General features: G+C 65.5%; 25 protein-coding genes. 15 read left to right on the forward strand and 10 right to left on the reverse strand.

From position 1 onward, the window contains the following. Positions 1-107: 107 nt before the first annotated feature. Positions 108-743, reverse strand: coding sequence for an OmpW/AlkL family protein (locus AC5P8C_RS07295; RefSeq protein ID WP_495218512.1), 636 nt, complete (start codon positions 741-743; stop codon positions 108-110). A gap of 186 nt (positions 744-929) precedes the next feature. Here AC5P8C_RS07295 and AC5P8C_RS07300 point away from each other — a divergent pair, with 186 nt between their 5' ends. From AC5P8C_RS07300 to lpdA, 3 genes are all read left to right on the forward strand, one after another. Then, positions 930-1445 carry a DNA-deoxyinosine glycosylase gene (locus AC5P8C_RS07300; protein WP_495218513.1) on the forward strand — a complete coding sequence of 172 codons (516 nt, stop codon included), beginning with the start codon at positions 930-932 and terminating at the stop codon, positions 1443-1445. Between the two features lie 167 nt (positions 1446-1612). Further along, on the forward strand, positions 1613-3331 hold the full coding sequence (aceF, locus tag AC5P8C_RS07305; protein WP_233653713.1) for a dihydrolipoyllysine-residue acetyltransferase: 1719 nt from the start codon (positions 1613-1615) through the stop codon (positions 3329-3331). Between the two features lie 107 nt (positions 3332-3438). Next, complete coding sequence (gene lpdA / locus AC5P8C_RS07310) at positions 3439-5247, forward strand: dihydrolipoyl dehydrogenase (protein WP_495218514.1); 1809 nt, start codon at positions 3439-3441, stop codon at positions 5245-5247. A gap of 456 nt (positions 5248-5703) precedes the next feature. Here the strand turns inward: lpdA and AC5P8C_RS07315 are convergent, their stop codons facing one another. Beyond that, positions 5704-6522 carry a hypothetical protein gene (locus AC5P8C_RS07315; RefSeq protein ID WP_495218515.1) on the reverse strand — a complete coding sequence of 273 codons (819 nt, stop codon included), beginning with the start codon at positions 6520-6522 and terminating at the stop codon, positions 5704-5706. A gap of 458 nt (positions 6523-6980) precedes the next feature. Between AC5P8C_RS07315 and AC5P8C_RS07320 the strand changes: the two genes are divergently transcribed. From AC5P8C_RS07320 to AC5P8C_RS07360, 9 genes are all read left to right on the forward strand, one after another. Next, complete coding sequence (locus AC5P8C_RS07320) at positions 6981-7346, forward strand: hypothetical protein (protein ID WP_014648497.1); 366 nt, start codon at positions 6981-6983, stop codon at positions 7344-7346. Between the two features lie 31 nt (positions 7347-7377). Next, entirely contained in the window at positions 7378-8178 is an 801-nt protein-coding gene (gene atpB, locus AC5P8C_RS07325; protein WP_005411134.1) for a F0F1 ATP synthase subunit A, read from the forward strand. A 73-nt stretch (positions 8179-8251) separates the two neighbouring features. Beyond that, entirely contained in the window at positions 8252-8557 is a 306-nt protein-coding gene (atpE, locus tag AC5P8C_RS07330) for a F0F1 ATP synthase subunit C (protein WP_005411133.1), read from the forward strand. A 106-nt stretch (positions 8558-8663) separates the two neighbouring features. Next, complete coding sequence (locus AC5P8C_RS07335; protein ID WP_005419512.1) at positions 8664-9134, forward strand: F0F1 ATP synthase subunit B; 471 nt, start codon at positions 8664-8666, stop codon at positions 9132-9134. A 2-nt stretch (positions 9135-9136) separates the two neighbouring features. Continuing rightward, positions 9137-9664: a F0F1 ATP synthase subunit delta gene (locus AC5P8C_RS07340; RefSeq protein WP_019660730.1), complete on the forward strand. Its 528-nt coding sequence runs from the start codon at positions 9137-9139 to the stop codon at positions 9662-9664. 44 nt (positions 9665-9708) lie between these two features. Next, entirely contained in the window at positions 9709-11256 is a 1548-nt protein-coding gene (atpA, locus tag AC5P8C_RS07345) for a F0F1 ATP synthase subunit alpha (RefSeq protein ID WP_005419511.1), read from the forward strand. 97 nt (positions 11257-11353) lie between these two features. Next, positions 11354-12217 carry a F0F1 ATP synthase subunit gamma gene (atpG, locus tag AC5P8C_RS07350; protein WP_005411129.1) on the forward strand — a complete coding sequence of 288 codons (864 nt, stop codon included), beginning with the start codon at positions 11354-11356 and terminating at the stop codon, positions 12215-12217. Between the two features lie 37 nt (positions 12218-12254). Then, positions 12255-13661: a F0F1 ATP synthase subunit beta gene (atpD, locus tag AC5P8C_RS07355; RefSeq protein WP_005419510.1), complete on the forward strand. Its 1407-nt coding sequence runs from the start codon at positions 12255-12257 to the stop codon at positions 13659-13661. A 113-nt stretch (positions 13662-13774) separates the two neighbouring features. After that, positions 13775-14197 carry a F0F1 ATP synthase subunit epsilon gene (locus AC5P8C_RS07360; RefSeq protein WP_005419509.1) on the forward strand — a complete coding sequence of 141 codons (423 nt, stop codon included), beginning with the start codon at positions 13775-13777 and terminating at the stop codon, positions 14195-14197. Positions 14198-14378: 181 nt separating this feature from the next. Here AC5P8C_RS07360 and AC5P8C_RS07365 read toward each other — a convergent pair whose 3' ends face one another. Continuing rightward, positions 14379-14762, reverse strand: coding sequence for a GtrA family protein (locus AC5P8C_RS07365; RefSeq protein ID WP_495218516.1), 384 nt, complete (start codon positions 14760-14762; stop codon positions 14379-14381). Positions 14763-14845: 83 nt separating this feature from the next. Here AC5P8C_RS07365 and glmU point away from each other — a divergent pair, with 83 nt between their 5' ends. Both glmU and AC5P8C_RS07375 read left to right on the forward strand, forming a co-directional pair. Next, positions 14846-16213 carry a bifunctional UDP-N-acetylglucosamine diphosphorylase/glucosamine-1-phosphate N-acetyltransferase GlmU gene (glmU, locus tag AC5P8C_RS07370; RefSeq protein WP_495218517.1) on the forward strand — a complete coding sequence of 456 codons (1368 nt, stop codon included), beginning with the start codon at positions 14846-14848 and terminating at the stop codon, positions 16211-16213. After that, positions 16182-16715 (forward strand): GNAT family N-acetyltransferase, encoded by a 534-nt coding sequence (locus AC5P8C_RS07375; RefSeq protein WP_019660727.1) that lies wholly within the window; start codon positions 16182-16184, stop codon positions 16713-16715. The genes glmU and AC5P8C_RS07375 overlap by 32 nt, the downstream gene beginning before the upstream one ends. A gap of 68 nt (positions 16716-16783) precedes the next feature. Here AC5P8C_RS07375 and AC5P8C_RS07380 read toward each other — a convergent pair whose 3' ends face one another. The 7 genes from AC5P8C_RS07380 to AC5P8C_RS07410 form a co-directional block, all read right to left on the reverse strand. Beyond that, positions 16784-18136 (reverse strand): sensor histidine kinase, encoded by a 1353-nt coding sequence (locus AC5P8C_RS07380; RefSeq protein WP_019660726.1) that lies wholly within the window; start codon positions 18134-18136, stop codon positions 16784-16786. Beyond that, a complete protein-coding gene (locus tag AC5P8C_RS07385; protein ID WP_233653717.1) occupies positions 18133-19479 on the reverse strand; it encodes a sigma-54-dependent transcriptional regulator in 1347 nt (448 codons plus the stop codon). The genes AC5P8C_RS07380 and AC5P8C_RS07385 overlap by 4 nt, the downstream gene beginning before the upstream one ends. A 123-nt stretch (positions 19480-19602) precedes the next feature. Then, the gene (locus AC5P8C_RS07390; protein ID WP_031270494.1) at positions 19603-19971 is read right to left on the reverse strand and encodes a PDZ domain-containing protein; all 369 of its coding nucleotides are present in this window, start codon (positions 19969-19971) and stop codon (positions 19603-19605) included. Positions 19972-19987: 16 nt separating this feature from the next. Beyond that, entirely contained in the window at positions 19988-21205 is a 1218-nt protein-coding gene (locus tag AC5P8C_RS07395; protein WP_495218518.1) for an ABC transporter permease, read from the reverse strand. A 20-nt stretch (positions 21206-21225) separates the two neighbouring features. Beyond that, positions 21226-22524 carry an ABC transporter permease gene (locus AC5P8C_RS07400; protein WP_005419489.1) on the reverse strand — a complete coding sequence of 433 codons (1299 nt, stop codon included), beginning with the start codon at positions 22522-22524 and terminating at the stop codon, positions 21226-21228. A gap of 10 nt (positions 22525-22534) precedes the next feature. Continuing rightward, positions 22535-23260, reverse strand: coding sequence for an ABC transporter ATP-binding protein (locus AC5P8C_RS07405; protein WP_014648484.1), 726 nt, complete (start codon positions 23258-23260; stop codon positions 22535-22537). A 35-nt stretch (positions 23261-23295) separates the two neighbouring features. Further along, positions 23296-24573: an efflux RND transporter periplasmic adaptor subunit gene (locus AC5P8C_RS07410; RefSeq protein WP_111102117.1), complete on the reverse strand. Its 1278-nt coding sequence runs from the start codon at positions 24571-24573 to the stop codon at positions 23296-23298. 203 nt (positions 24574-24776) lie between these two features. On the opposite strand from AC5P8C_RS07410, the gene glmS reads away from it, so the two are divergent. After that, positions 24777-26615, forward strand: coding sequence for a glutamine--fructose-6-phosphate transaminase (isomerizing) (glmS, locus tag AC5P8C_RS07415; protein ID WP_019660720.1), 1839 nt, complete (start codon positions 24777-24779; stop codon positions 26613-26615). Positions 26616-26919: the final 304 nt, after the last annotated feature.

The raw sequence follows: 26919 nt of genomic DNA on the forward strand, positions 1-26919 counted from the left end.
GCAGCCGAGCATGGGCTCGGCTCTACAGGTGGAACGCGGGTGACGGAAACGACGACGGGCCCCGAAGGGCCCGTCGCGTTACATCAGTGAAGCAGGTGCAGCCTGGATCAGAAGCGGGCGCCGATGCCGAAGCCGACGGTCCACGGATCCATCTTGGCTTCGCCGATCTTTTCGCCGCCAACCTTCACGTCCGGGCGGGCGCGCATGTAGCGGGCGTCGGCACGGGCGAACCAGGTGGAGTTGATGTTCATGTCCACGCCGACGGTACCGATCACGCCCTTGGCATCCTTGAAGCGGATGTCGGTGTCAGCGCCGTTGCCCAGCTTCTCGTTGCTGAAGCTCGACTGGTAGTAGCCCACGCCCACGAACGGGCGGAACACGTTGTCAGCCTGGCCGAAGTGGTACTGGCCGCTCAGCGCGACCGGCTGCTGCTCGACCGAGCCCAGGCGGGCGTTGCCCGGGCCCTTGAACTTGTTTTCGAACTTGTCGGCAGCGCCCCACAGTTCAACGGCCCAGTTGTCGTTGATGTAGTAGCTGAAGCTGACGGTCGGCGCCGGGCCGCCATCGGTCTTCTTCACGCCGGTGATCGGGTCGTTCTTCGGTTCCAGCAGCGAGATGCCGCCAACCACGGCAAAATGCTTGCCCGAGGCAGTGTCGGTGCTGCTGCTGTCCTGGGCGAAAGCGGCCGGTGCAAAGGCGGCGGAGGTCAGCAGGGCGAGACTGAGGATACGGATGGAGCGCATGGGGGTATCTCCTAATGTTTCTTGTTTTGGGCCCCCGGTTGCGGGGCGAGCACACCGTAGTCGCCCCAACATGAATCGAATCCGACGCACGTTAAAGAATAGTTTTCCTTGTTCAGCGACGGGTGCGGAATGCCTGTATTCATGGGGTTTTCGGCCCTCGCTGACATTCATGCAGTTGGAGAAGATGTGAGCGAAGCAACGCTGTGCATTGGCCTGCAAGCGCAGGTGAACGTGCAGTGCCGCGTGCTGCTGCTGGGCTCGATGCCAGGCGTGGCGTCGCTGCAGGAGCAGCGTTACTACGCGCATCCGCGCAACCGCTTCTGGCCGTTGATGGCCGATATCTGTGGCTTCAGTGCGGATCTGCCCTATGCAGCGCGGCTGCAGGCGTTGAACGCCGCAGGCATCGGCCTGTGGGATGTGATCGGCCGCTGTGAGCGCCGGGGCAGTCTGGATGCGGACATCGTGCGTGGCACGGAAGTGCCCAATGCACTGCCGGCATTGATCGCTTCGCTTCCTGAGCTGGAGCTGATCGGCTGCAACGGTGCCGCTTCGCTGAAGGCACTCCAGCGTTGGGTGCTGCCCTGCCTGGAGACTCCGCCAAGGCTGCTGGCACTGCCGTCCACCAGCCCGGCCAACGCGGCCTGGTCGCTGCCGCGGCTGCGCCAGGCCTGGCAGCCGGTAGCCGACGCACTGGCGACATGAAGCGGACATCGTCCGGACAATACGCTACCGACTGGTCGCGGCCGCAACCCATGAGCAACAGCGTGTCCCGGCTGCGTGAGTACTGAAAACACCTGTAACGGTTGGCGCTGGCCCCCGCTGGCCGCACAATAGACGTTTCCCTACACCAGATTGCCGGAGTTATCCCCATGGCCGAAATCAAGGAAGCACTTGTCCCCGATATCGGTGACTACAGCGATATCCCGGTAATCGAGGTGCTTGTCGCCGTCGGCGACACGGTCAAGAAGGACCAGGGGCTGGTGACGCTGGAAAGCGACAAGGCGACCATGGAAGTGCCGTCCTCGGTGGCTGGCGTGGTCAAGGAGCTGAAGGTCAAGGTGGGCGACAGCCTGTCCGAAGGCAAGGTCGTGGCCCTGATCGAAGTGGCTGAAGGCGAAGCGGAAGCCGCCAAGCCGGCGGCTGCCGCGCCGGCGCCGGCCAAGGCCGCTGCCCCGGCTGCCGCTACCCAGAGCGCGCCGGCCCCGGCCGCAGCTGCCCCGGCTGCTCCGGCTGCCAGCGGTGGTGCCGTTGAAGCGCTGGTGCCGGACATCGGCGACTACGCCGGCATTCCGGTCATCGAAGTCCTGGTCGCCGTTGGCGACACGGTCAAGAAGGACCAGGGCCTGGTCACGCTGGAAAGCGACAAGGCCACCATGGAAGTGCCGTCCTCGGTGGCCGGTGTGGTCAAGGAGATCAAGGTCAAGGTCGGCGACAACCTGTCGCAGGGCGATGTGGTTGCGATCATCGAGGCCGAGGGCGCTGCCGCGCCGGCACCGACCAAGGCCGCCGCTGCCGCCGCGCCTGCAGCCGCTGAGACAGCCACCAAGGTCGAGCCGGTCGCCGTGCCGGCGCAGCCGGACAAGCTGGCGGCCCGCGAGATCGCCTCGGCCGGTACCCCGTCCAGCCCGCCGGTGCAGTTCAACGCTGATGGCGTGCTGCCGGCCAAGGTGCCGTATGCCACCCCGGCGGTGCGTGTGTTCGCCCGCGAACTGGGCGTGGACCTGCTGCAGATCAACGGCACCGAGAAGGGCGGCCGCATCACCAAGGCTGACGTGCAGAAGTTCGTCAAGGCCGCGCTCAGCGGTGGCGTGCCGGCTGCCGGCGGTGCTGCCGTCGCTGCCGGTGGTGGCCTGAACCTGCTGCCGTGGCCGAAGGTCGACTTCAGCAAGTTCGGCGAGACCGAAGTCCAGCCGCTGTCGCGCATCAAGAAGATCTCCGGCGCGAACCTGGCCCGCAACTGGGCGATGATCCCGCACGTCACCCAGTTCGACCAGGCCGACATCACCGACCTGGAAGCGCTGCGCGTGGCGCTGAACAAGGAGAACGAGAAGGCCGGCATCAAGCTGACCATGCTTGCTTTCCTGATCAAGGCCAGCGCCGCAGCGCTGAAGAAGTTCCCGGAATTCAACGCCTCGCTCGATGCCAGCGGCGAAAACCTGACCCTGAAGAAATACTTCCACATCGGGTTTGCCGCCGACACGCCGAACGGCCTGGTCGTGCCGGTGATCCGCGACGTGGACAAGAAGGGCGTGGTGCAGATCGCGCAGGAAACCGGCGAACTGGCCAAGAAGGCGCGCGACGGCAAGCTCGGCCCGGCCGACATGAGCGGCGGCTGCTTCTCGATCAGCTCGCTGGGCGGCATCGGCGGCACCGCGTTCACCCCGATCGTCAATGCACCGGAAGTGGCCATCCTCGGTGTCTCCAAGTCGTCCATCCAGCCGGTCTGGAACGGCAAGGAGTTCGCGCCGAAGCTGATGCTGCCGCTGTCGCTGAGCTACGACCACCGCGTCATCGACGGCGCCCTGGCCGCACGCTTCACCACGTACCTGTCGCAGGTACTGGCCGACATGCGCCGCGTGCTGCTGTAAAGCACCGCTTCGCCCCCACCGTGCGGCCGCAGCCCCTGGCGCGGCCGCGTGAACAGATGCAGTGACAGCCCACCGGCCATGCCGGTCGGGCACGAGGAAAACCCACCATGGCCACGATTGAAGTCAAGGTTCCCGACATCGGCGATTACAGCGATGTGCCGGTGATCGAAGTGTTGGTCGCCGTCGGCGACACGGTGAAGAAGGATCAGGGTCTGGTGACCCTGGAATCGGACAAGGCCACCCTGGAAGTGCCGTCCTCGGCTGCCGGCGTGGTCAAGGAAATCAAGGTCAAGCTGGGCGACACCCTGTCCGAAGGCGCCGTGGTCGTGGTGCTGGACGCTGAAGGCGCCGCCGAAGCCCCGGCCAAGGCCGCTGCGCCGACTCCGGCTGCGGCCGCTCCGGCCAGCAAGCCGCCGGTGACCCCATCGCACCGCGCCCCGGCTGAACCGGCTGCGCCGAAGCCGGCGCTGTCCAGCGGCAAGCCGGCCGACATCGAATGCGAAATGGTCGTGCTGGGCTCCGGCCCGGGCGGCTACACCGCCGCCTTCCGCGCCGCCGACGTCGGCCTGGATACGGTGCTGGTCGAGCGCTACGCCAGCCTCGGCGGCGTCTGCCTCAACGTCGGTTGCATTCCGTCCAAGGCGCTGCTGCACGCCGCCGCGGTAATCGACGAAGTGGCCCATGCCGGTGATTTCGGCGTCGAGTTCGGCAAGCCGACCATCACCCTGGACAAGCTGCGCCAGTACAAGGAAAAGGTCGTCAACCAGCTGACCAAGGGCCTGGCCGGCATGGCCAAGCAGCGCAAGGTCCGCAACGTGCAGGGCGTCGGCAGGTTCACCTCGGCCAACGAGATGGAGATCACCGCCGCTGACGGCAGCACCCAGCTGCTGCGCTTCCAGAAGTGCATCATCGCTGCCGGTTCGCAGGCGGTGAAGCTGCCGAACTTCCCGTGGGACGACGCGCGCGTGATGGACTCCACCGATGCGCTGGAGCTGGCCGAAGTGCCGGGCTCGCTGCTGGTCGTCGGCGGCGGCATCATCGGCCTGGAAATGGCCACCGTGTACAGCGCGCTGGGCAGCAAGGTCACTGTGGTCGAGTTCATGGACCAGCTGATGCCGGGCGCCGACAAGGACCTGGTCAAGCCGCTGGCCGATCGCCTGAAGAAGCAGGGCATCGAAGTCCACCTGAAGACCAAGGCCTCGGGCGTCACCGCCGATGCCAAGGGCATCACCGTGACCTTTGAAGCTGCCGAGGAAGGCCAGGCGCCTGCGCTGGCGCAGGGCACCTTCGACCGCGTGCTGGTGGCCGTCGGGCGTTCGCCGAACGGCAAGAAGATCGATGCCGAGAAGGCCGGCGTGCAGGTCACCGAGCGTGGCTTCATCCCGGTGGATCGCCAGATGCGCACCAACGTGCCGCACATCTTTGCCATCGGCGACATCGTCGGCAACCCGATGCTGGCCCACAAGGCCACGCACGAAGGCAAGCTGGCCGCCGAAGTGGCTGCCGGCCACAAGAAGGAGTGGGTGGCCCGTGTGATTCCGTCGGTGGCCTACACCAACCCGGAAATCGCCTGGGTCGGCGTGACCGAGACCGAAGCCAAGGCCAAGGGCCTGAAGGTCGGCGTGGCCAAGTTCCCGTGGGCTGCCAGTGGCCGCGCGATCGGCATCGGCCGTACCGAGGGCTTCACCAAGCTGATCTTCGACGAAGAGACCCACCGCATCATCGGTGGTGCGATCGTTGGCGTGCATGCCGGTGACCTGCTGGCCGAGATCGGCCTGGCCATCGAGATGGGTGCGGAAGCCGAAGATATCGGCCACACCATCCACGCGCACCCGACGCTTAGCGAGTCGGTGGCGATGGCCTCGGAAATCTACGACGGCACGATCACCGATCTGTACATGCCGAAGAAGAAGTAAGGGGTCCGCGCCGTTCCAAATGAAAAGCCCCGGCATTTGCCGGGGTTTTTTTGTTGAGCCTCGATCACTCTCATTGCGAGCGTTCGGGCCGCCGCGCGGGTGGCAGGCATTTGGACAAATGTCCCCCGTCACCCGCCTGCGGCGGTCGCCTCCTCCTTTACTTTGTCCAAACGCCTGCCACCCGCACAGCGGCTCGGCTTGCGGATAGTCGAGAGCCGGTGCTCAGGCCGCCGGGATGCCTGACACGCGGAGGGAGCGGGGGCTGTGTGCGAAGTAAAGGAGGAGGTGACGGCCTCAGGCCGGCACCGGGGGACATTCGCACGCGGCCCCCGCTCCCTCCAGTGCTCGACCCAGCTGCTCTTGCTGCTGCACGCAGGGAAAAACAGCACAAAAGAGCGCGGCCCCGATGTTCCGGAGGCCGCGCCAGGAGAGAGAGTGCCGTGGAAGGGGCGGGTGTCAGAACACGAAGCTGATACCGGCCACCGGGCCCTTGAATTCCTGCTTCAGGCCGATGGTGCCATCGCTGCCCTTCTTGTCCGCATCAAGCTTGAACCAGTCGTAGCCGGCGAACACGCCGAAGTTCCTGGTGAAGCGGTAGTCGACGATGGCGTTGGCGCGGCTCAGGTCGCCCTTGTAGTCATCGAAGCTGCCCCAGCGCGTGTTGAGGTACTGGCCCTGCAGGGTGATCATCCACTTCTCGGATGGGGTGAAGCTCAAGCGTGCACCGACCACCGGCGCCACGCCGTCGGTTTTCTCGTTGAGGAACTGGCCTTCATAGACAGTGCCCAGATCGGCGTAGGCCTTGGTGCTGACCTTGGCGTACTCGGCACCCAGCTGCAGGCCGAGGTCGAAGGTGTCGGTGTCCACCACCGAGTAGTCATAGACCAGGCTGGCCACCTGGTACTTCAGTTCGCCCTTGACGAAGCTGCCGGACGGCACGCTGACGTCACCGAAGGAGATGTCCTGGCCGAGGGTCTCGCGGCGGTCCTTGTCGTACTTGAAGTAGTTGAACAGCAGGCGCTGGCGGTTGCTGATGCGGAACATGCCGTCAATGCGCGGCTCCCACTCCTTGCCACCCAGCTTGAAGTCCTCGGAGAAACCGATGTCCTGGCCGGCCACGTTGGTGTTGCCGCGGAGGGTGTTGTCCGAGTCGATGTTCATCGCACCCAGGCGCAGGGCAAAACGGTCGTCGCCTTCGGCGGCGTGGGCGGCAGTGGCGAACGAGGCGCCGGCAGCGAGCAGGGAGAGGGCGAGCAGGGTGGGTACGGGGCGCATCGAAGAGTCCTTGCAGTGGTTCATCAGAATGAAGACCACTGTGCGGGACAGGCCCGTCCACCATCCGTGAACGTATGGTCCACGGCGTGTGCACGGTTCAGCGCTGTCACGACGATGCAAAAAGATGGCCCCGGAGACGGGCTTCGGGGCCATCGTGGGACCTGCGGGGTGGAGCCGACGAGGATGCTGCAGGCAGGTCGAGTAATCGGACCGGCGCATCCGGTGAAAGTTCCGTCGACTGCGACCAAAGTTCAATACTGCGGTGCAACATCGTGCGGACGTCATTGTCCCCCCGGTGGTACGCAAAATTGTAACCGTTACCGCAACTTGCGCCTTCCCGGGATGAACAGGCAGCGGTTGTCTCGCAAATTGTCCCATTGCTATAATTTGGCGGCTCGATGAGGCCCCCCCTGCTGTAGCCGCCTCAACCCTCCACATGCAACCACGCGGGACGTCCTGTGCTGAACTCCGTTGACGCGGGTCGGCGACTGATGCTGCGCGCCGCGGTCTACCCGCTGGCCGCGGTCGCTGTCCTGGCCCTGGCCTTCCTGCTGGTGGGTCCGAAATATGCCCTCGGCGCGCTGGCGTCTGGTGTGGCCATTTCGGCCGGTGGCTGGGTTGCAGCACGGATGGCGCTGGGCGGAGGTGCGGTGGCCGCAGGATCGGCGATGGCTCGCCTGATCATTGCGATCGTGGCCAAGTGGGTCGTGGTTTTCGGCGTCCTGCTGGTGGGGTTCCTGGTCTTCAAGCTGCCTGCGTTGGCGCTGTTGGCCGGTATCGCCGTCGGCTTGATGTTCCAGGTCCTGGCCATGGCCAGGCGTTGACAGAATTCAATTAACTGAAGGTTCCGGACACATGGCGGGCGAGGCTCTAACCCCTACCAGCTACATCCAGCATCACCTGCACAACCTGACCGCGCCGGTCGGCAAGGGTGAGGGTATGTTCTGGCATATCCACGTCGATACCTTCCTCACCGCCGTCCTGATGGGCCTGGTGATCGTGGTCGCGTTCTGGCTGGGGACCCGCAAGGCCACCGCCGGCGTGCCGGGCAAGTGGCAGGCCTTCGTCGAGATCTGCCTGGAGTTCGTCGACCGCCAGGCCAAGGACACCTACCACGGCAAGAGCAAGCTGGTCACGCCGATCGCCATCACGATCTTCTTCTGGATTCTGCTGATGAATCTGCTGAAGATGATCCCGGCCGATTTCATCGCCAAGCCGCTGGAATGGGCGGGCGTGCACTACTGGAAGCCGGTCCCGACCGCTGACGTCAACGCCACCCTGGGCATGGCCATCAGCGTGTTCTTCCTGATGCTGTTCTTCGCGCTCAAGTCCAAGGGCCTGGGCGGCTTCATCAAGGAATTCCTGACGGCGCCGTTCGGCAAGTGGATGATGCCGTTCAACCTGATCCTCAACATCGTCGAGTGGCTGAGCAAGCCGATCTCGCTGGCGATGCGACTGTTCGGCAACATGTTCGGCGGCGAAATCGTGTTCCTGCTGATCTGGGTGCTGGGTGGTGCCGGTTTCTTCGGTGCCATTGCCGGTGGTGTGTTCGGCCTCGGCTGGATGCTGTTCCACCTGCTGGTGATCCCGCTGCAGGCCTTCATCTTCATGATGCTGTCGATCGTGTACCTGAGCCTGTCGGAAGACGCTCACTGAGTTTCAAGCTTCAACGCGTTTCAACCTTCATCCGTTTCATCACCCTTAGCAACTTAAGTTCCTGGAGATAACCATGTACTTCGCCGTCCTGACCAACTTCGCGCAGATTCAGAGCTCCACCGCCCTTGCCGTCGGCATCATGATCGGCCTGGCCGCGCTGGGCGCCGGTCTGGGTCTGGCCATCATGGCTGGTAAGTTCCTGGAGTCGGCCGCCCGCCAGCCGGAACTGATCCCGGTCCTGCAGGTCCGCATGTTCATCACCGCCGGCCTGATCGACGCCGCGTTCATCATCTCGGTCGCCGTTGGCCTGCTGCTGGCCTTCGCCAACCCGCTGTCGGCTGCCTTCGCTGGCGCCGTCACCAAGGCTCTGGCCGGCTGATACAGCGGTTTGAGACGACCGGGTGCTGATGCACCCGGTTTCGGATGAAGGCCGGATGTGCCGCTTCGGCGGCGCGTCCACCCTGAAACCAGCGATCGAGCTAACCATGAATATCAATTTCACCCTTCTTGCGCAGGCGCTGGCCTTCGCTGGTCTGATCTGGATCATCGCGACCAAGATCTGGCCGCCGCTGATGAACGCGATCGAGGAGCGCCAGCAGAAGATTGCTGAGGGCCTCGCTGCTGCCGACCGCAGCCAGAAAGATCTGGCCCAGGCGCAGGAGAAGGTCAACGAAGCGCTGAAGGAAGCCCGCACCAAGGCCAACGAGATCATCGATCAGGCCCACGCGCGTGCCAACCAGATCGTTGATGCTGCCCGTAACGAAGCGATCACCGAAGCCACCCGTCAGAAGGAACTGGCCCAGGCTGAAATCGACGCCGCCGCCAACCGTGCCCGTGAAGACCTGCGCAAGCAGGTGTCCGCGCTGGCCGTGACCGGTGCCGAAAAGCTGCTCAAGCGCGAAATCGACGCCAACGCCCACAAGGCGCTGCTCGACGAGCTGGCCTCGGAGATCTAAGGATGAGCCAGGCCCTCACGCTTGCCCGCCCGTACGCCCGCGCCGCGTTCGCGACCGCGCGCGACGAAGGCGCGTTCGCGCCGTGGTCGGACGCCCTGGCGTTCTCCGCCCACGTCGCCGCCGACCCGCGCGTGGCGGCCCTGCTCGCCAACCCGGAGCTGGGTCGTGACGACGCCGTCGCCCTGCTGGCGCCGGTGTCGCACGGCGAGACCTACTCGCGCTTCCTGGCCGTCCTGGCCGAGTCGCACCGTCTGCCGCTGCTGCCGGAAATCGCCGGCATGTTCGACGCCCTGCGCGCCGAAGCCGAGCACGTGGTCAAGGCCACCGTCACCTCGGCCGCCGAACTGTCGGCCGCTGAGCTGGATGCGATCAAGGTCGCGCTGCGCAAGCGCTTCAACCGCGAGGTCGACGTGACCACCGCGGTCGATGCCTCGCTGATCGGCGGCGCCGTGATCGACGCCGGCGACGTGGTCATCGATGGTTCGTTGAAGGGCAAGCTGGCCCGTCTGCAGACCGCGCTCGCTAACTGAATTCATTTAACGTCCGGCCCCGCTGCCGGCACTAGGACTTGACGATGGCAACCACGCTCAACCCCTCCGAAATCAGCGAACTGATCAAGAACCGCATCGAGAAGGTCAAGCTGGCCGCGGAATCGCGCAACGAAGGCACCGTGACCAGCGTGTCCGACGGCATCGTGCGCATCTTCGGTCTGGCCGACGTGATGCAGGGCGAAATGATCGAACTGCCGAACAACACCTTCGCACTGGCCCTGAACCTGGAGCGCGACTCGGTCGGCGCCGTGGTCCTGGGTGACTACGAGCACCTGCGCGAAGGCGACGTCGCCAAGACCACCGGTCGCATCCTGGAAGTGCCGGTCGGTCCGGAACTGCTGGGCCGCGTCGTGAACGCGCTGGGCGAGCCGATCGACGGCAAGGGCCCGCTGGGCACCGACCTGACCGCTCCGGTGGAGCGCGTTGCTCCGGGCGTGATCTGGCGCAAGTCGGTCGACCAGCCGGTGCAGACCGGTTACAAGTCGGTCGACTCGATGATCCCGATCGGCCGTGGCCAGCGCGAGCTGATCATCGGTGACCGCCAGACCGGCAAGACCGCCATGGCGATCGATGCGGTGATCAACCAGAAGGGCACCGGCATCAAGTGCGTGTACGTTGCGATCGGCCAGAAGGCGTCGACCATCGCCAACATCGTGCGCAAGCTGGAAGAGAACGGCGCGCTGGCCCACACCATCGTGGTGGCCGCGACCGCTTCCGAATCGGCTGCCATGCAGTACATCAGCGCCTACTCGGGCTGCACCATGGGTGAGTACTTCATGGACCGCGGTGAAGACGCGCTGATCGTGTACGACGATCTGTCCAAGCAGGCCGTCGCCTACCGCCAGATCTCGCTGCTGCTGAAGCGTCCGCCGGGCCGTGAAGCCTACCCGGGTGACGTGTTCTACCTGCACTCCCGTCTGCTCGAGCGCGCTGCCCGCGTGTCCGAGGAGTACGTCGAGAAGTTCACCGAAGGCAAGGTCACCGGCAAGACCGGTTCGCTGACCGCGCTGCCGATCATCGAAACCCAGGCCGGCGACGTGTCCGCGTTCGTTCCGACCAACGTGATCTCGATCACCGACGGCCAGATCTTCCTGGAAACCGACCTGTTCAACGCCGGCATCCGCCCGGCCGTGAACGCCGGTATCTCGGTGTCGCGCGTCGGTGGCTCGGCCCAGACCAAGATCATCAAGAAGCTGTCGGGCGGTATCCGTATCTCGCTGGCCCAGTACCGTGAGCTGGCTGCCTTCGCGCAGTTCGCCTCGGACCTGGACGAAGCGACCCGCAAGCAGCTGGAGCGTGGCCAGCGCGTCACCGAGCTGATGAAGCAGAAGCAGTACGCGCCGATGTCGATCGCCAACCAGGCGCTGTCGATCTACGCCGTCAACGAGGGTTACCTGGACGACGTGCCGGTCAACAAGCTGCTGGCGTTCGAAGAAGGCCTGCACGCCCACTTCGCCAACACCCAGGGCGAGCTGATCAGCAAGGTCAACGCCACCGGCGGTTGGGACAACGACATCGAAGGTGCCTTTAAGAAGGGCATCGCCGAGTTCAAGACCACCGGCAGCTGGTAATCGCGGTCCTGTAGAGCGGAGCCTCCGGCTCCGCTGGACCAGATGACAAACGGTTGAACAACGCGGGGCATCAGCCCCGCGCCACGGGAAACAAGAGATGGCAAGCGGACGCGAAATCAAAACCAAGATCAAGAGCGTGCAGAACACCCGCAAGGTGACGCGCGCCCTGGAAATGGTCTCGGCCTCCAAGATCCGCAAGGCGCAGGATCGGATGAAGACCTCGCGTCCGTACGCGCAGGCGATGAAGCAGGTGATCGGTCATCTGGCCCAGGCCAGCACCGACTACCAGCATCCGTTCCTGGTCGAGCGCGAGCAGGTCAAGCGGGTCGGTTTCATCGTGATCTCCTCCGATCGCGGCCTGGCCGGCGGCCTGAACAACAACCTGTTCCGCAAGATGCTGGGCGAAGCCAAAGCATGGCAGGACAAGGGTGCCGAAGTGGACCTGGTGACCATCGGCCAGAAGGCTTCGACCTTCTTCCGCCGCGTGAAGGTCAACATGGTCGGCAGCGTGACCCACATCGGCGACGTGCCGAAGCTGGAATCGCTGATCGGTGTGATCAAGGTCATGCTCGACGCCTTCACCGAAGGCAAGATCGACCGCGTGTACCTGGTGTACAACCGCTTCGTGAACACCATGGTGCAGAAGGCCAGCTTCGATCAGCTGCTGCCGCTGCCGCCGGCTGAGAAGCAGGTCGCTCACCACGACTGGGATTACCTGTACGAACCCGATGCCGCGACCGTGCTGGAGCACGTGATGACGCGTTACATCGAGTCGCTGGTGTACCAGGCACTGCTGGAAAACGTCGCCTCCGAGCATGCCGCACGCATGGTTGCGATGAAGGCGGCGAGCGACAACGCCAACAAGCTGATCGGCACCCTGCAGCTCGTCTACAACAAGGCGCGCCAGGCAGCGATCACCCAGGAAATCTCCGAAATCGTCGGCGGCGCGGCAGCAGTCTGACCGCGTTCGTTCAAAGCACACATTAGAGGATGCAGCAATGAGTCAGGGCAAGATCGTTCAGATCATCGGCGCGGTCGTCGACGTCGAATTCCCGCGTGAATCGGTGCCGAAGGTGTACGACGCACTGAAGGTGGAAAACACCGAGATCACCCTCGAAGTCCAGCAGCAGCTGGGCGACGGCGTGGTGCGTACCATCGCCCTCGGTTCCACCGACGGCCTGAAGCGCAACCTGGTTGCCGTCAACACCGGCCGCGGCATCTCGGTGCCGGTCGGCGCGGGCACCCTGGGCCGCATCATGGACGTGCTGGGCCGTCCGATCGACGAAGCCGGCCCGGTCGCTGCCAGCGACAACTGGGAAATCCACCGCGCTGCGCCGTCGTATGAAGACCAGTCCCCGGCCACCGAGCTGCTGGAAACCGGCATCAAGGTCATCGACCTGATGTGCCCGTTCGCCAAGGGCGGCAAGGTCGGCCTGTTCGGCGGCGCCGGCGTCGGCAAGACCGTCAATATGATGGAGCTGATCAACAACATCGCCAAGGCGCACAGCGGCCTGTCCGTGTTCGCCGGCGTGGGTGAGCGTACCCGTGAGGGCAACGACTTCTACCACGAAATGAAGGACTCCAACGTCCTGGACAAGGTGGCGATGGTGTACGGCCAGATGAACGAGCCGCCGGGCAACCGCCTGCGCGTCGCGCTGACCGGCCTGACCATGGCCGAGTACTTCCGCGACGAGAAGGACGAAAACGGCAAGGGCAAGGACGTCCTGTTGTTCGTCGACAACATCTACCGCTACACCCTGGCCGGTACCGAAGTGTCGGCACTGCTGGGCCGTATGCCGTCCGCGGTGGGTTACCAGCCGACCCTGGCGGAGGAAATGGGCGTCCTGCAGGAGCGCATCACCTCGACCAAGAACGGTTCGATCACCTCGATCCAGGCCGTCTACGTTCCCGCGGACGACCTGACCGACCCGTCGCCGGCGACCACCTTCGCCCACCTGGACTCGACCGTCACCCTGTCGCGTTCGATCGCCTCGCTGGGTATCTACCCGGCCGTCGATCCGCTGGACTCCACCAGCCGCCAGATGGATCCGCTGGTCATCGGCCACGAGCACTACGACACCGCCCAGCGTGTCCAGCAGACCCTGCAGAAGTACAAGGAACTGAAGGACATCATCGCGATCCTGGGCATGGACGAACTGTCCGAAGAGGACAAGCAGGCCGTGTCGCGCGCCCGTAAGATCGAGCGCTTCTTCAGCCAGCCGTTCCACGTGGCCGAAGTGTTCACCGGTTCGCCGGGCAAGTACGTGCCGCTGAAGGACACCATCCGTGGCTTCAAGGCCATCGTCGATGGCGAGTACGACCACCTGCCGGAGCAGGCGTTCTACATGGTCGGCGGCATCGAAGAAGCGGTCGAGAAGGCCAAGAAGATGGCCGAGAAGGCCTGATCCGGGACGGGCGGGAGCGATCCTGCCCGACCTGACGCCGGCGCCGGGCAACCGCCCGCGCCGGTGGACCCCCACGGTGGCATTGCGCCGCCGCGAACAGCGAAGAGATTTGCATGAGCACGATCCGTTGCGACATCGTCAGCGCCGAGCAGGAAATCTTCCGTGGCGAAGCGACCCTGGTCGTGGCCACCGGTGAGCTGGGCGAACTGGGCATCGCGCCCAAGCACGCGCCGCTGATCACCCGCCTGAAGCCGGGCAAGGTGGTGGTGACCACGCCGAATGGCGAGCAGCTGGATTTCGCCATTTCCGGCGGCATCCTGGAAGTGCAGCCGCAGGTGGTGACCGTGCTGGCCGACACCGCGATCCGCGCGCAGGACATCGACGAAGCCTCGGTCCGCAAGGCCAAGGAAGAAGCCGAACGCATCCTGGCCAACCGCGGCGAAGCGATGGAAGTGGCTGAAGCCCAGCAGAAGCTGGCCGAGGCCGTCGTCCAGCTGCAGGCACTGGAACGCCTGCGCAAGAATCTCAAGCACTGAGGTTCGCGCTGCACCCACGAGAACGCCGGCCCTGTGCCGGCGTTCTTGTTTGTGCTGGCGGGGCAGCGCCGACTGGGTAGAGTCGACTCTACCGATGCCGATGCCGATGCCGATCCCGATCCCGATCCCGATCCCGATCCCGATCCCGATCCCGATCCGGCATCCCGGATCCCGCCCCGTCTCAGCGATACACCACGTAGCGCATCAACAGGAACGACACGCAGGCCAGCCCGCCTTCCACCAGCGGCTTGGCCAGCCACGTGTACTGCAGGCCCAACGCCTGGTCGACCAGGCTGACCAGCAGCGTGCTCGCTGCCGTCAGCATCAGCCACAGCCCGAAGAAGCGTGCGAATCGCTTCCATCCCAGCTTGCGGGCACCGGCCTCGGCAAAGGTGTAGCGGCCGTTGAGCCAGAAGCCCAGCAGCATGCCGGCCAAGCGGCCGGTGATATTGGCCGGCGCGACCGGCATGCCCAGCGCACTGGCGGCCACGAACACCAGCCAATCGACCAGCAGCTGCACGAGCCCGATGACGAGATAGGTGCTTCCCTGGCGGACGAGGCCCATCAGCGTGGTGAAGGAGGCGGGATGCCCATGTTAACGGCCCACGCTCTAGAATCATCTGCAACGAACCACGGACCGCCTTTTCCATGACCCAACCCCTGCACGTCATCATCCTCGCCGCTGGCGCGGGCAAGCGCATGAAGTCGGTGCTGCCGAAAGTGCTGCAGCCGATCGCCGGCCAGCCGATGCTGGCGCATGTGATCGATGTGGCCCGCGAGTTGCAGCCTACGGCGATCCACGTGGTCCATGGCCATGGTGGCGAGGCGGTGCGGCAGTATTTCGCCGACCAGCCCGACCTGCAGTGGGCCGAACAGGCGCAGCAGCTCGGCACCGGCCACGCCGTGGCGCAGGCGATGCCGCAGGTGCCCGATGCGGCGCAGGTGCTGGTGTTGTACGGCGACGTGCCGCTGATCCGCGCGGACACGTTGCGCCACCTGCTGGCCCAGCCAGGCCGCTTGTCCGTGCTGGTGGCCGAGCTCGATGACCCGACCGGTTACGGCCGCGTGCTGCGCGATGCGGAGGGCAAGGTCGGCTCCATCGTCGAGCAGAAGGACGCCACTGACGACCAGCTGCGCGTGCGCACGATCAATACCGGCATCATCGCCGCCGAGTCGACCGCGCTGCGCCGCTGGCTGTCGCAGCTGTCCAACAGCAACGCCCAGGGCGAGTATTACCTCACTGACGTGTTCGCGTTCGCCGCGAACGAGTACACCCCGGCCGAGATGGCGCTGGTCGCCGATGTGCAGGAGGCCGAGGGGGCAAATGATCCCTGGCAGCTGTCGCAGCTGGAGCGCGCCTGGCAGCGCCGTGCGGTGCGTGCACTGTGCGCACAGGGCGCGCGCGTGCGCGACCCGGCACGCCTGGATATCCGTGGCACCGTCACCGTGGGCAGCGATGTGCTGATCGATGTCGACGTTGTCCTTGAAGGCAACATCGTGCTCGGTGACGGCGTCACCGTAGGCCCGTTCAACAGGCTGAAGGACGTCAACCTGGGGCCAGGCACCGAAGTGCGTGCGCACTGTGATCTGGACGGCGTGGTCACCGAACGCGCTGCGCAGATTGGCCCGTTCGCACGGCTGCGCCCGGGCACCGTGCTGGCCGATGGCGTGCACGTCGGCAACTTCGTCGAGACCAAGAAGGTCACCCTCGGTGTGGGCAGCAAGGCCAACCACCTCACCTATCTGGGCGACGCGGTGATCGGCAGCAAGGTCAACATCGGTGCAGGAACCATCACCTGCAACTATGACGGCGTAAACAAGTCGACCACCACCATCGGCGACAACGCATTCATTGGCTCCAACAGTTCGCTGGTCGCGCCGGTACTGATCGGCGAAGGCGCGACCATCGCCGCCGGCTCGGTCATTACCCGCAACGCGCCTGATGGCAAGTTGACACTGGCACGTGCACGGCAGGAAACCATCGATGGCTGGAAGCGCCCGCTCAAGAAGGCCTGAGGCACGCATTCCGCACGCCGACGAGCTCGGCCTGCTGCCGGGCATTGAACAGCGCGCTGGCGAACTGCTCAGGGACCACGAAGCCTATCGGGTGTTCACCGGCCACGGCCTGGACCTGGCGACACTGCAGTACGGCCTTGAGCGCGGGCAGTTGTGGGTGGTGGATGCGGCCGGCGGCGGCATTGCCGGCTACGTGCTGGCGGGAGAATTGGCAGGCGAGTTCCATGTGCTGCAGATGGATGTGGATCCTGCACACGGGCGGCAAGGCCATGGCCGCGCGTTGTTGCGCCATGCGTTGGCACAGGCCAGGGCCGACGGCTACGCGTCAGCGGTGCTGACAACGTTGATCGACGTACCGTGGAATGCGCCTTTCTATGCCAGCGAAGGATTCGTTGAAGTGCCGGAGGCGGAGTGGGATGCCGGGCTGCAGTCGGTTATGGCCGAAGAGGCTGCGCTCGGGTTTCCGATGCACCTGCGGGTGGCGATGCGGCGGGTCTGGTAGGTGCCGACCCTGGTCGGCACATCCACGCATGGCGTGGATCTACTGGCAGACCGAGCCAAGTCGGCAACTCACCCCACCGGCAGCAGGATCGAGACGCACAACCCGCCATCGCCACGATTCTGCAGTGACACACGCCCGCCGTGCGCCTCCACGATCTCGCGGGTCAACGCCAGCCCCAGCCCGGTGCCGTTGCGCTTGGTGGAATAGAACGGCATCAGCGCGTTCTGCAGCACCTGCTCGTTCATGCCCTTGCCACGGTCCAGCACATCCAGGCGCAGCCATTGTGGCAACCGCGTCAGCTGCACCTGCACGTCATCATTGGGCGGATCGGCTTCGGCGCCGGCCTCATGCGCGTTCTTCAACAGGTTCAACAACGCCTGCCCGAACTGCGCGATGTCGATGCGGCTGCTCAGTTCCTCGTCCGGCTCGCGCTCCATGGTGAACGGAATCTGCTGGCGCAGGCTGGACAGGAAGGGGGCCCAGTGCACGGTCTGCAACTGCGGCTGCGGCAGCTTGGCAAAACGCGCATAGCCGCGAATGAAACCTTCCAGATGGCGCGCCCGGTCTTCGATGGTGGTGAAGATCTCCGGCAGCCGATCGAAGCGCTCGCGCTGCACCAGCACTCCGCCGGAGTGTGCCAGCGAAGCGATCGGTGCCAGCGAGTTGTTCAGCTCATGGCTGATCACCCGGATCACCTTCTTCCACGTCTGCACTTCCTGGCGGCGCAGCTCGGCGGTGAGCAGGCGTACCAGCAACAGGTCGTGCGGACGGCCATTGAGGTGGAAAGAACGACGTGAGAGGTGATAGACCTGTTCGTCATCCTCGTCGCTGTCTTCGCCTTCCGCATGCACCGCGAACAGGCTGTCGCCGCCGCGGGCGATGGCATCGCGCAGTTCCACCGGCACCTGTTCCAGCACGTCCTCCAGGCGCTGTCCTTCCAGCTTCCAGCCGCCATGCAGCAACTTGCGCGCGGCCAAGTTGGAGAACACCACGCGGGCGATGCCATCGCCGCCGGAGGCGATCAGCAGCATCGCCACCGGCGTGTTCTGCACCATTGTGTCCAGCAGCAGCTCGCGTTGCACCAGGCCCTGCCGCTGTGCACGCAGTACATCACCCAGTTCGCGGTGTGCCTGCACCAGGTCGCCGAGCTCGTCATTGCCGGGCCAGTGCACGCCGAAGTTGTATTCGCCGTCGCGATAGCTGCTGGTGGTGCCCGCCAGGGCCCGCATCAGTGACCGCACGGGGGCGGTGGCACGGCGCAGCGTCCACCACATCAGCGACAGCAGGATCAGTGCCGACACGGTGGTCACAACCCAGCCGTGGTCCATCCAGTACGCCAGCAGCCACGGCAACGCGGCGGCCAGCGCCAGCACCGGCAGCAGGCGCAGGAACAGACGGAAGGTGAACGAACGCCGCTTCATTCGCGTGGGATGCCGTGCCGGTCCATGCGCCGGTACAGCGCCTGGCGGCTCAGGCCAAGTTCGGCGGCGGCCTGGGCGATGACGCCGTGGTTGCGCGCCAGCACATCCTCGATGCGAGCACGGTCAGGATCATTGCCGGCACTGGGCGCCGGTCGCGAAGCAGGTGCGGCACGCGGCAGGTTCAGGTCGGCCACTTCGATGCGGTTGCCGGTCGCCAGCAGCTCGGCGCGCTGGATAACGTTGCGCAGTTCGCGCACGTTGCCGGGCCAGGGGTGCCGTTGCAGGGCCGCGGTGGCGGCGCTGGACAGCGGCTTGCCGGCGGTCAGGAAGCGCTCGGCCAGCGGCACGATGTCGCCCGGGCGTTCGGCCAATGGTGGCAGTACCAGTTCCACCGTATTGAGGCGGTAGTACAGGTCTTCGCGGAAGGTGCCGTCGCGGATCATCGCCGGCAGGTCGGCATTGGTCGCACTGACCACGCGGACTTTGACCTGGCGCTCGCGATTGGAGCCAAGACGCTCGAAGCGGCCGGTTTCCAGCACACGCAGCAGCTTCATCTGCCCGCCCAGCGACAGGTTGCCGATCTCATCCAGGAACAGGGTGCCACCATCGGCGGCCTCGAACTTGCCTTCGCGTGCCTTGTTGGCGCCGGTGTACGCACCGGCCTCGGCACCGAACAGTTCGGCTTCGATCAGTTCCGACGGCAATGCGCCGCAGTTGACCGTGATGAACGGGCCCTTGGCCACCAGCGAGTTGGCCTGGATGATCTGCGCGATCTTCTCCTTGCCAGCGCCGTTGGGACCGGTGATCAGCACCGGCAGTTCGGAGCGCGCGACCTGGCAGGCGAGCGCGATGACGCGCTCGCTGGCCGGATCTGCAAAGACCGCGCCACAGAGCTTGTACTTCTCTTCCAGCGCGTTGCGCTGCCGCAGCTCACGCGCGCGCCGCCGGTCCAGCTCGCGGCGTGCCTCGGACAGCTCGAGCAGGTTGTTGACCGTGGTCAGCAGCTTGCGGTCGTCCCAGGGCTTGGCCAGGTAGTCGGCGGCACCGGCCTTGACCAGGTCCACCGCGCTGCTCAGGTGGGTCCAGGCGGTGAGCAGGATCACCGGCAGGTCCGGGTGGCGCGCGCGGATCTGTGCGAACAGCGCTTCGCCCTCCTCGCCGGAGGTGGTGTCCTCGCTGAAATTCATGTCCTGGATCACCAGATCAACCGGCTGCGACTCGAGCAGGGCCAGCCCTTCGGCCGGGCTCTGCGCCTGCAGGGTGTCGATGTCATGCAGGGAGAACAGCACGTCCAGCGCGGTGCTCACGCTGGCGTTGTCGTCGATGATCAGGATCGAAGGCATCAAGCAGTTCTGCAGAAAGGGATGGGCGGCGCCGATGGAGCCGTGTTCGTATCCATACGCCGGGAGAGCCCGGCGCCACCCATCAAGCATAGCCAAAGCCGCGGCGACGAGGGCGGGCTGGTTTCAGCGCCGCGCTGGTGGCGGCGGTGGCGGCGGTGGCGGAGCGACCAGCGCCAGCCGCCACGAGGTGGCGTCCACCGGGACGGTGAGCTCGCGTTTGTCGCGGCGCAGCAACAGGTACGCAGTCGGGGCACTGGAATGCCGCAGCGCATCGGCAAGATGCTCGATGCGCCGCACAGCCGTATCGTCCAGGCGCAGGATGCGGTCGCCGCTGCGCACGCCGAAGCGGGCTTCCGGACGCGCGGCTTCCACCCGTACCTGGCCCTCGGTCGAGCGCAGCGCCAGGCGGGCATCATCCTGGCGCCATTCCAGCGTCTGCGAGCTGCCACCGCCGGCCAGCGCCGGCAGTGGCAGCAGTGCCATCAACAGCATCCGGCAGGCACGCATCTCACGCGCCCCGCGTGGCAACTGCGGGCGGGACCGCTGCCGCGCGCCGGGCCGGCCCGAACACCGCGACCTGGCCCAGCACCCACAGCAGCAGCGCGCCCAGCGGCAGGTAGTACAGGGGCATGCGTGGCAGCTCGTACAGGTTCATCAGTGCCAGATTGATCGCGTAGGCCGCCAGCATGCCCAGCACGATGCCCAGCGAGGCCAGCAGGAAGTTCTCGGTCTGGAAGTAGCGCAGGATCTGCCCGCGGGTGGCACCGAGTGCGCGGCGAATGCCGATCTGCTTGCTGCGCTGCTGCACCCAGAAGCTGGCCAGGCCGATGATGCCCAGTGCGGTGACCACCAGCAGCGAGACGCTGACGGTGATCAGCAGGCCAACCATCGCGCGGTCGTTCTTGAAGAAGTCGTTGCGCTGGTCTTCATAGGTCAGCTTGTCGCGCATCAGCCGGTTGGGGTCGTTGCGCTCCAGTACAGCAGCCCCCGCATCAAGCACCTCCTGGCGGCGTTCCGGCGAAGTGCGCAGCACATAGGTGCCACCCTCGTCGAAGGTGCGCCGCATGGGCAGCAGCATGGAGTTCGTCCAGTTGTCATTCCAGCCGTTGGGCGTGCTGAGCGTGTCGACGATGCCGACCACGTGCAGCGGCTGCTTGCCCATGTAGTAGGTCTTGCCCAGCGCGCTGCCGTTGGGTTCCATCTTGGCGGCGGTGGCCTGGGTGAGGATGACCGGGATGGCGTTTTCCTTGGCGCCCCCCTTGCTGGCGTCTTCGAAGTTCTGGTACTCGCCGGGCAGGAAATCGCGGCCGGCGATCAGGTTGATGCCCATCGTGGCCAGCCCGTTCTCGGACAGGGTGTACATCGAAGCGTTGGTGGTCGGCCGTTCCTGGTCGATCTCCCGCGAGATGCTGCTGCTGGACGAGCCGTTGCGGAAAGGCACCTGGTTGATGATGGTGACGTTGCTGACGCCGGGAAGCGCACGCAATGACGCCAGGTCCTCACGGGTGCGGGCCATGGCATCGGTCTGCTTGCCGATGCCGCTGACGCGGAGCATCACCAGTTCGTTCTCGGCGATGCCGCTGGGCATGCTGATCTTCTCCACGCGCTGGCTGACCAGGAACAGCGCGTTGCAGACGATGGCGCAGGTCAGTGCGACTTCCAGCACGATCAGGGCAGCGGCAGTCTTGTGCCGGCGCAGCGTGCTGAGGATGGGGCGGATGTCCATGGGAGTCCTCGTTCGATTGCTTACTGCGACTTGAGCTGGATGGCCGGAGTGACCTGCATGGCGCGCCAGGCAGGCAGGAAACCGGCGGCAAGGCTGGCGAACAGGGTCAGGCCCAGCGCGAGCAGCAGCATGTTGCCGTCCAAGTGGGCCAGCTTTGCGTACTCCACCGGTTGCTGGCGCACCGCGAACAGGCCGAGCAGGGCCAGGCCGATGCCCAGCACGCCCCCGACCACGCCGACCGCGCCGGCTTCCACCAGGCACTGCAGGAAAATCTGGCCACGGCTGGCACCGAGTGCGCGGCGCACGCCGATCTCTCCACTGCGGCGCAGGAACTTGGCCAGCAGCAGGCCCACCGTGTTGACCAGGCAGACACCCAGGAAACCCAGTGCCAGCCACAGCTGCAGGCGCACGTCGCTGGGCACCGCGCCGTTGAAGTCCAGCCATTCCATCACGGTGCGCAGGCGCACGTTCGGCGGGTGCTTGAAGCGGCCGGCCTGGCGCTGCTGGCTCGAATAGTTCTCCAGGTAGCGGCGGTAGTCGGCGGCCTTGGCCGGGTCCATCTCCACCCAGTACTGCAGCCACGCGCAGGGTGCGTTGAGCGAGTAGCTGTTGCCATCGGGATTCTCGCCGAAGCAGTTCATGTTGCCGTTGCTGCCCAGCTTCAGGTCGAACGAGGTGGAGATCGGCAGCAGCAGGTCTTCGTTCTTGCCGTAGCTGCCGGTGGTCAGGTCGTAGAAGTGCGGCTCCGGGCTCCATTCCTTCATCACGCCGACGATGCGGTAACTCTGGCCTTCCATGCGCAGGTCGCGGCCCACGCTGTTGGCGCCCTGGTACAGCTTGTCGTTGAGCGCCTTGGAGATGACCACCACGCGTGCGCGGCCTTCATCGTCCTCGCGCGTCCAGGGTCGGCCGTACTGCATCGGCACCTCGAACATCGGGAAGAAATCGGCCGAGGTCCAGCGGGTGTCGATGCTGAAGGGCTTGAGGGTGCTGTTGTCCGGTTCGATGGTGCCGCCACCGCCGCTCATCAGTGCCTGGCGCTCGCCCTTGGCTTCGCGCAGCAGGGCTTCACCGTCGAAGCGGGTCAGCTGGGTTTCCGGTTCCTCGCCCGCGACATAGGCGCCGGTCGCGGCATCGAGCTGCACGTAGAACAGCCGGTCGCTCTTGCCGGGAATCGGGTCACCGGACAGCACATGGAACACGGTCAGGGTGGTCATCGAGGCACCGATGCCGAGGGCGATGGCCACCACCATCAGCGCGGTCAGGACCTTGTTGCGGCGGAAGCTGCGCACCGCCAGTCGGGCGTAGTAGGCGAACATGGCCGGCCCCTCACTCGTTGACGGCGACGATGTGGCGCGGCGGGGTGGCCAGCACCGGCTCGCGCACCAGGTCGGTGACCTGGCCATCGACGATGTGCACGTTGCGCTGCGCACGCGCGGCCAGTTCCGGATCATGGGTGACCATCACGATGGTGGTGCCGGCGGCGTTGATCTCCTCCAGCAGTTCCATCACACCGCGCGCCATCTGCGTATCCAGGTTGCCGGTCGGTTCGTCGGCCAGCAGCAGGCGAGGGCTGCCGGCCAGGGCGCGTGCGATGGCCGCGCGCTGCTGCTGGCCGCCGGACAGCTCATTCGGGTAGTGCTTCATGCGCGAACCCAGGCCGACCTGGGTCAGCGCCTTCTCGATGCGCTCGCGGCGCTCGTTGGCGCTCATCTTCCGATAGCGCAACGGTACGTCGACGTTGTCGAACAGATTCAGATCGGGAATCAGGTTGAAGCCCTGGAAGATGAAGCCGATCTTCTGGTTGCGCAGGCGGCTGCGTGCGTCGTCGCCCAGCGTGCTCACATCCTGCCCGTCCAGCAGGTAGGTACCGCTGGTGAAGGTTTCCAGCAGGCCGGCGATGTTGAGGAACGTGGTCTTGCCGGAACCGGACGGGCCGGTGACGGCGACGAACTCGCCTTCCTTGACCTGCAGTTCCAGCGAGCGCAGAGCGTGGGTCTCCACCTGTTCGGTACGGAAGACCTTGGCGACCGAACGCATTTCGAGCATGTACATGGGGTGTCCTCTCTCCAGGATTCAGGTATCAGGTGTCAGTTGACGGAGACGCGTTCGGCGTCCTTGAACAGGTCGCTGCCGGAGACCACGATGCGGTCGCCTGGCTGCACACCGGACTTGATTTCCACTTCGCCCAGGCTGCTGACGCCCAGTTCCACCGGACGGCGCACGGCGGTGCGGCCATCCATCACGTAGGCCATGCCGTTGCCCTGTTCGACGAACGGGCCGCGCTCGACCTTCAGCACGTCCTTGCGGGTATCGAGCAGCACGCGCACCGACATCCGCTGGCTCTGGCGCAGGCCTTCCGGCTGCGCGCTGGCAAAGCGCACGCGGGCGTTGACCTCGCCGTTGACCACTTCCGGCGATACTGCGCTGATCTCGCCCGGGAACGGCTGGCCGTTGCCACCGGTCAGCTGGGCCGGCATGCCGATCGCCAGGTCGCGGGCGAAGCTCTCCGGCACCTTGATCTCGACCTCGAACTTGGACAGGTCGACTACGCCCAGCACCGGCGCGTTGGCGGCCAGGTTGGTGGACTGCACGGCCTGCACCTGGCCAACCTGGCCATCGAAGGGCGCGCGCAGCGTCAGCGCATCGACCTGGCGCTGCACTTCGGCCACCACCGCTTTCTGGCGGTCGGCCAGCAGGCGCTTGTTGCGGGCATCCAGGTCGGCGCCCTGGCTCTGCAGGCGCGCATCGGTGGTGGCGTTGGCCAGGGCGATGTCGGCTTTCTTCAGCGAATCCTTGGCCTTGGCCAGGTCGATCTGCGGTACCGCGCCGCCGTCGTAGCCGCGCTGGTAGCGCTGCAGGTCACGGTCGGCGGCCTGACGCTCGATGGTGGCCTGGTCGGTTTCCTTGCGGGACTTGGCGCGGGCCAGGGTCGCGTCCAGCGCGGCGCGGCTGGCCTCGGCTTCCAGCCCGGCCAGCGTTGCCTGTTCCTGGGCCAGCTTGCTGCGCAGTTCCGGGCTGTCGATGATCGCCAGCTCCTGGCCCTTCTTGACCACGTCACCGGCGACCACCTTCAGGTCCACGGTACCGGCCGAGATGGCATACAGGATCGGGCTGTTGGCGGCGATCACGCGGCCGTCGGCGGCGATGTCGCGCACCAGGTCGCCGCGCTTCACTTCGGCGATGCGCACGCGGCTGCTGTCGAAGGAGCGGCTGGCATTGGACCAGGCATGTACCGCCCAGCCGATGCCGGCCAGCAGCGCGATGGCACCCAGCGCCGGCCAGCGATAGCGGTGCCAGGCCACGCGGGAGGTGCCGGCCGGGGCGGTGGAAACGATCTGGTCCTGTGCGGAGGTGTCGCGGATCATCGGATGCGTGCCTGACGGTGGTAACCAGTACCAAGCAGGTTGCGTGCCAACCTTATTTCCTTTTGGTTCAACAGGTTGGATGAGGAGGCGAAGTGTCCGGGTGTCCGCGGACACCTTTCCGGACACTTTCATTAAGCGGACAGGAGGGCGACGCCGGACGCGCGGGCTAGAATGCGCCGATCGTCTTCAAGGAAACGCGTGACATGTGTGGAATCGTGGGTGCGATCGCTGATCGCGACGTGGTGCCGGTACTGATCGAGGGGCTGAAGCGTCTTGAATACCGTGGTTACGATTCCTCGGGTATTGCGGTAGTCGACCAGGGTGAGCGCCGCGATGTACGCCGCGTGCGTCGTACCGGTCGTGTGTCGGAAATGGCCACCGCGGCCGAGGCAGAGGGCTTCAATGCGGTGCTGGGCATCGGCCACACCCGCTGGGCCACCCACGGTGGTGTCACCGAGGCCAACGCGCATCCGCATATCAGCCATGGCGTGGCGCTGGTGCACAACGGCATCATCGAGAACCATGAGGAGCAGCGCGAGAAGCTGCGTGCGCTGGGCTACACCTTCGAGTCGCAGACCGATACCGAAGTCATCGCCCACCTCATCCACCACCACCTGAAGGACGGCGATGACCTGCTGGTGGCGCTGCAGCACACGGTGAAAGAGCTGACCGGTGCCTATGCGCTGGCCGTGGTCAGCCGCGCCGAGCCGGAGCGCTTCGTCTGCGCGCGCATGGGCTGCCCGCTGCTGATCGGCCTGGGCGAGGGCGAGAATTTCGTCGCCTCCGACGTCTCGGCGGTGATCTCGGCCACCCGCAAGGTGATCTTCCTGGAAGAGGGCGACACCGCCGAGATCCGTCGCGATGGCGTGCGCATCTTCGACGAGCATGACCAGCCGGTCGAGCGCGACGTGCATCTGTCCGATGTGTCGCTGGCCTCGCTGGAGCTGGGTCCGTACCGCCATTTCATGCAGAAGGAAATCCACGAACAGCCGCGTGCGCTGGGCGACACCATCGAAGCGGCGATCGACGCCGGTGGCTTCCCGGCCGAGCTGTTCGGCAAGAACGCCGAGGCGGTGCTGTCGGGCATCGAGGGCGTGCAGATCATTGCCTGCGGCACCAGCTACTACGCAGGCCTGACCGCGCGCTACTGGATCGAGGCCATCGCCGGCCTGCCGTGCAGCGTGGAGATCGCCAGCGAGTACCGCTACCGCGCCGCTTATGCGAACCCGAAGCATCTGGTCGTGACCATTTCCCAGTCCGGCGAAACGCTGGATACGATGGAGGCACTGAAGTACGCCAAGGCGCTTGGCCACAAGCACACGCTGTCGATCTGCAACGTGCCGGAAAGCGCGATTCCGCGCGCCAGCGAGCTGGTCTGCTACACCCGTGCCGGCGCCGAGATCGGCGTGGCTTCGACCAAGGCCTTCACCACCCAGCTGGCCGCGCTGTTCCAGTTGACCGTGGTGCTGGGCAAGCTGCATGGCCGCATCGACGCGGCGCAGGAAGCGGATTACCTGGAGCAGCTGCGCTTCCTGCCGGGCAGCGTGCAGCACGCGCTGAACCTGGAACCGCAGATCGCGGCGTGGGCCGAACGCTTTGCGCGCAAGTCCAATGCGCTGTTCCTGGGCCGTGGCCTGCATTACCCGATCGCGCTGGAGGGCGCGCTCAAGCTCAAGGAGATTTCCTACATCCACGCCGAGGCCTACCCGGCAGGTGAGCTGAAGCATGGTCCGCTGGCGCTGGTGGACGAGGATATGCCGGTGGTGGTGATCGCCCCCAACGACAGCCTGCTGGAAAAGGTGAAGTCGAACATGCAGGAAGTGCGCGCGCGTGGCGGCGAGCTGTTCGTGTTCGCCGACCAGGACAGCAACTTCAACGCGTCCGAAGGCGTGCACGTGATTCGCACCCCGCGCCACGCCGGCGTGCTCAGCCCGATCGTGCACACCATCCCGGTGCAGCTGCTGGCCTACCACACTGCGCTGGCACGCGGCACCGACGTGGACAAGCCGCGCAACCTGGCCAAGAGCGTGACGGTGGAGTAATACCCATCGCTCCGGTTGGATGCTGCAAGCGAAGGGGCCCCGCGTGGGCCCTTTCGTTTGGCCGGACAGTGCGAAGTGGGATTGCCGCCGGGTGTTCTGTCCGCTGTCGGCAGCGGGCAATCAATCTTTAATGCGCAACTGCGCTTGTATTCAGCGGCGGTTTCAGCCGCGGTGCCATTCTCTGGATCGTCAGCTGGTTCCCACGACGAACTGTCCTATCGATGCCGGTAGTGACCGATGGTCGCAGTCGTAGAATCGATTTGACCGAGGTCCGGGTTGAGCGGTTGAACCCACACCTCGTTCG

This window comes from Stenotrophomonas sp. YJH_SMC_46 (assembly GCF_059370315.1).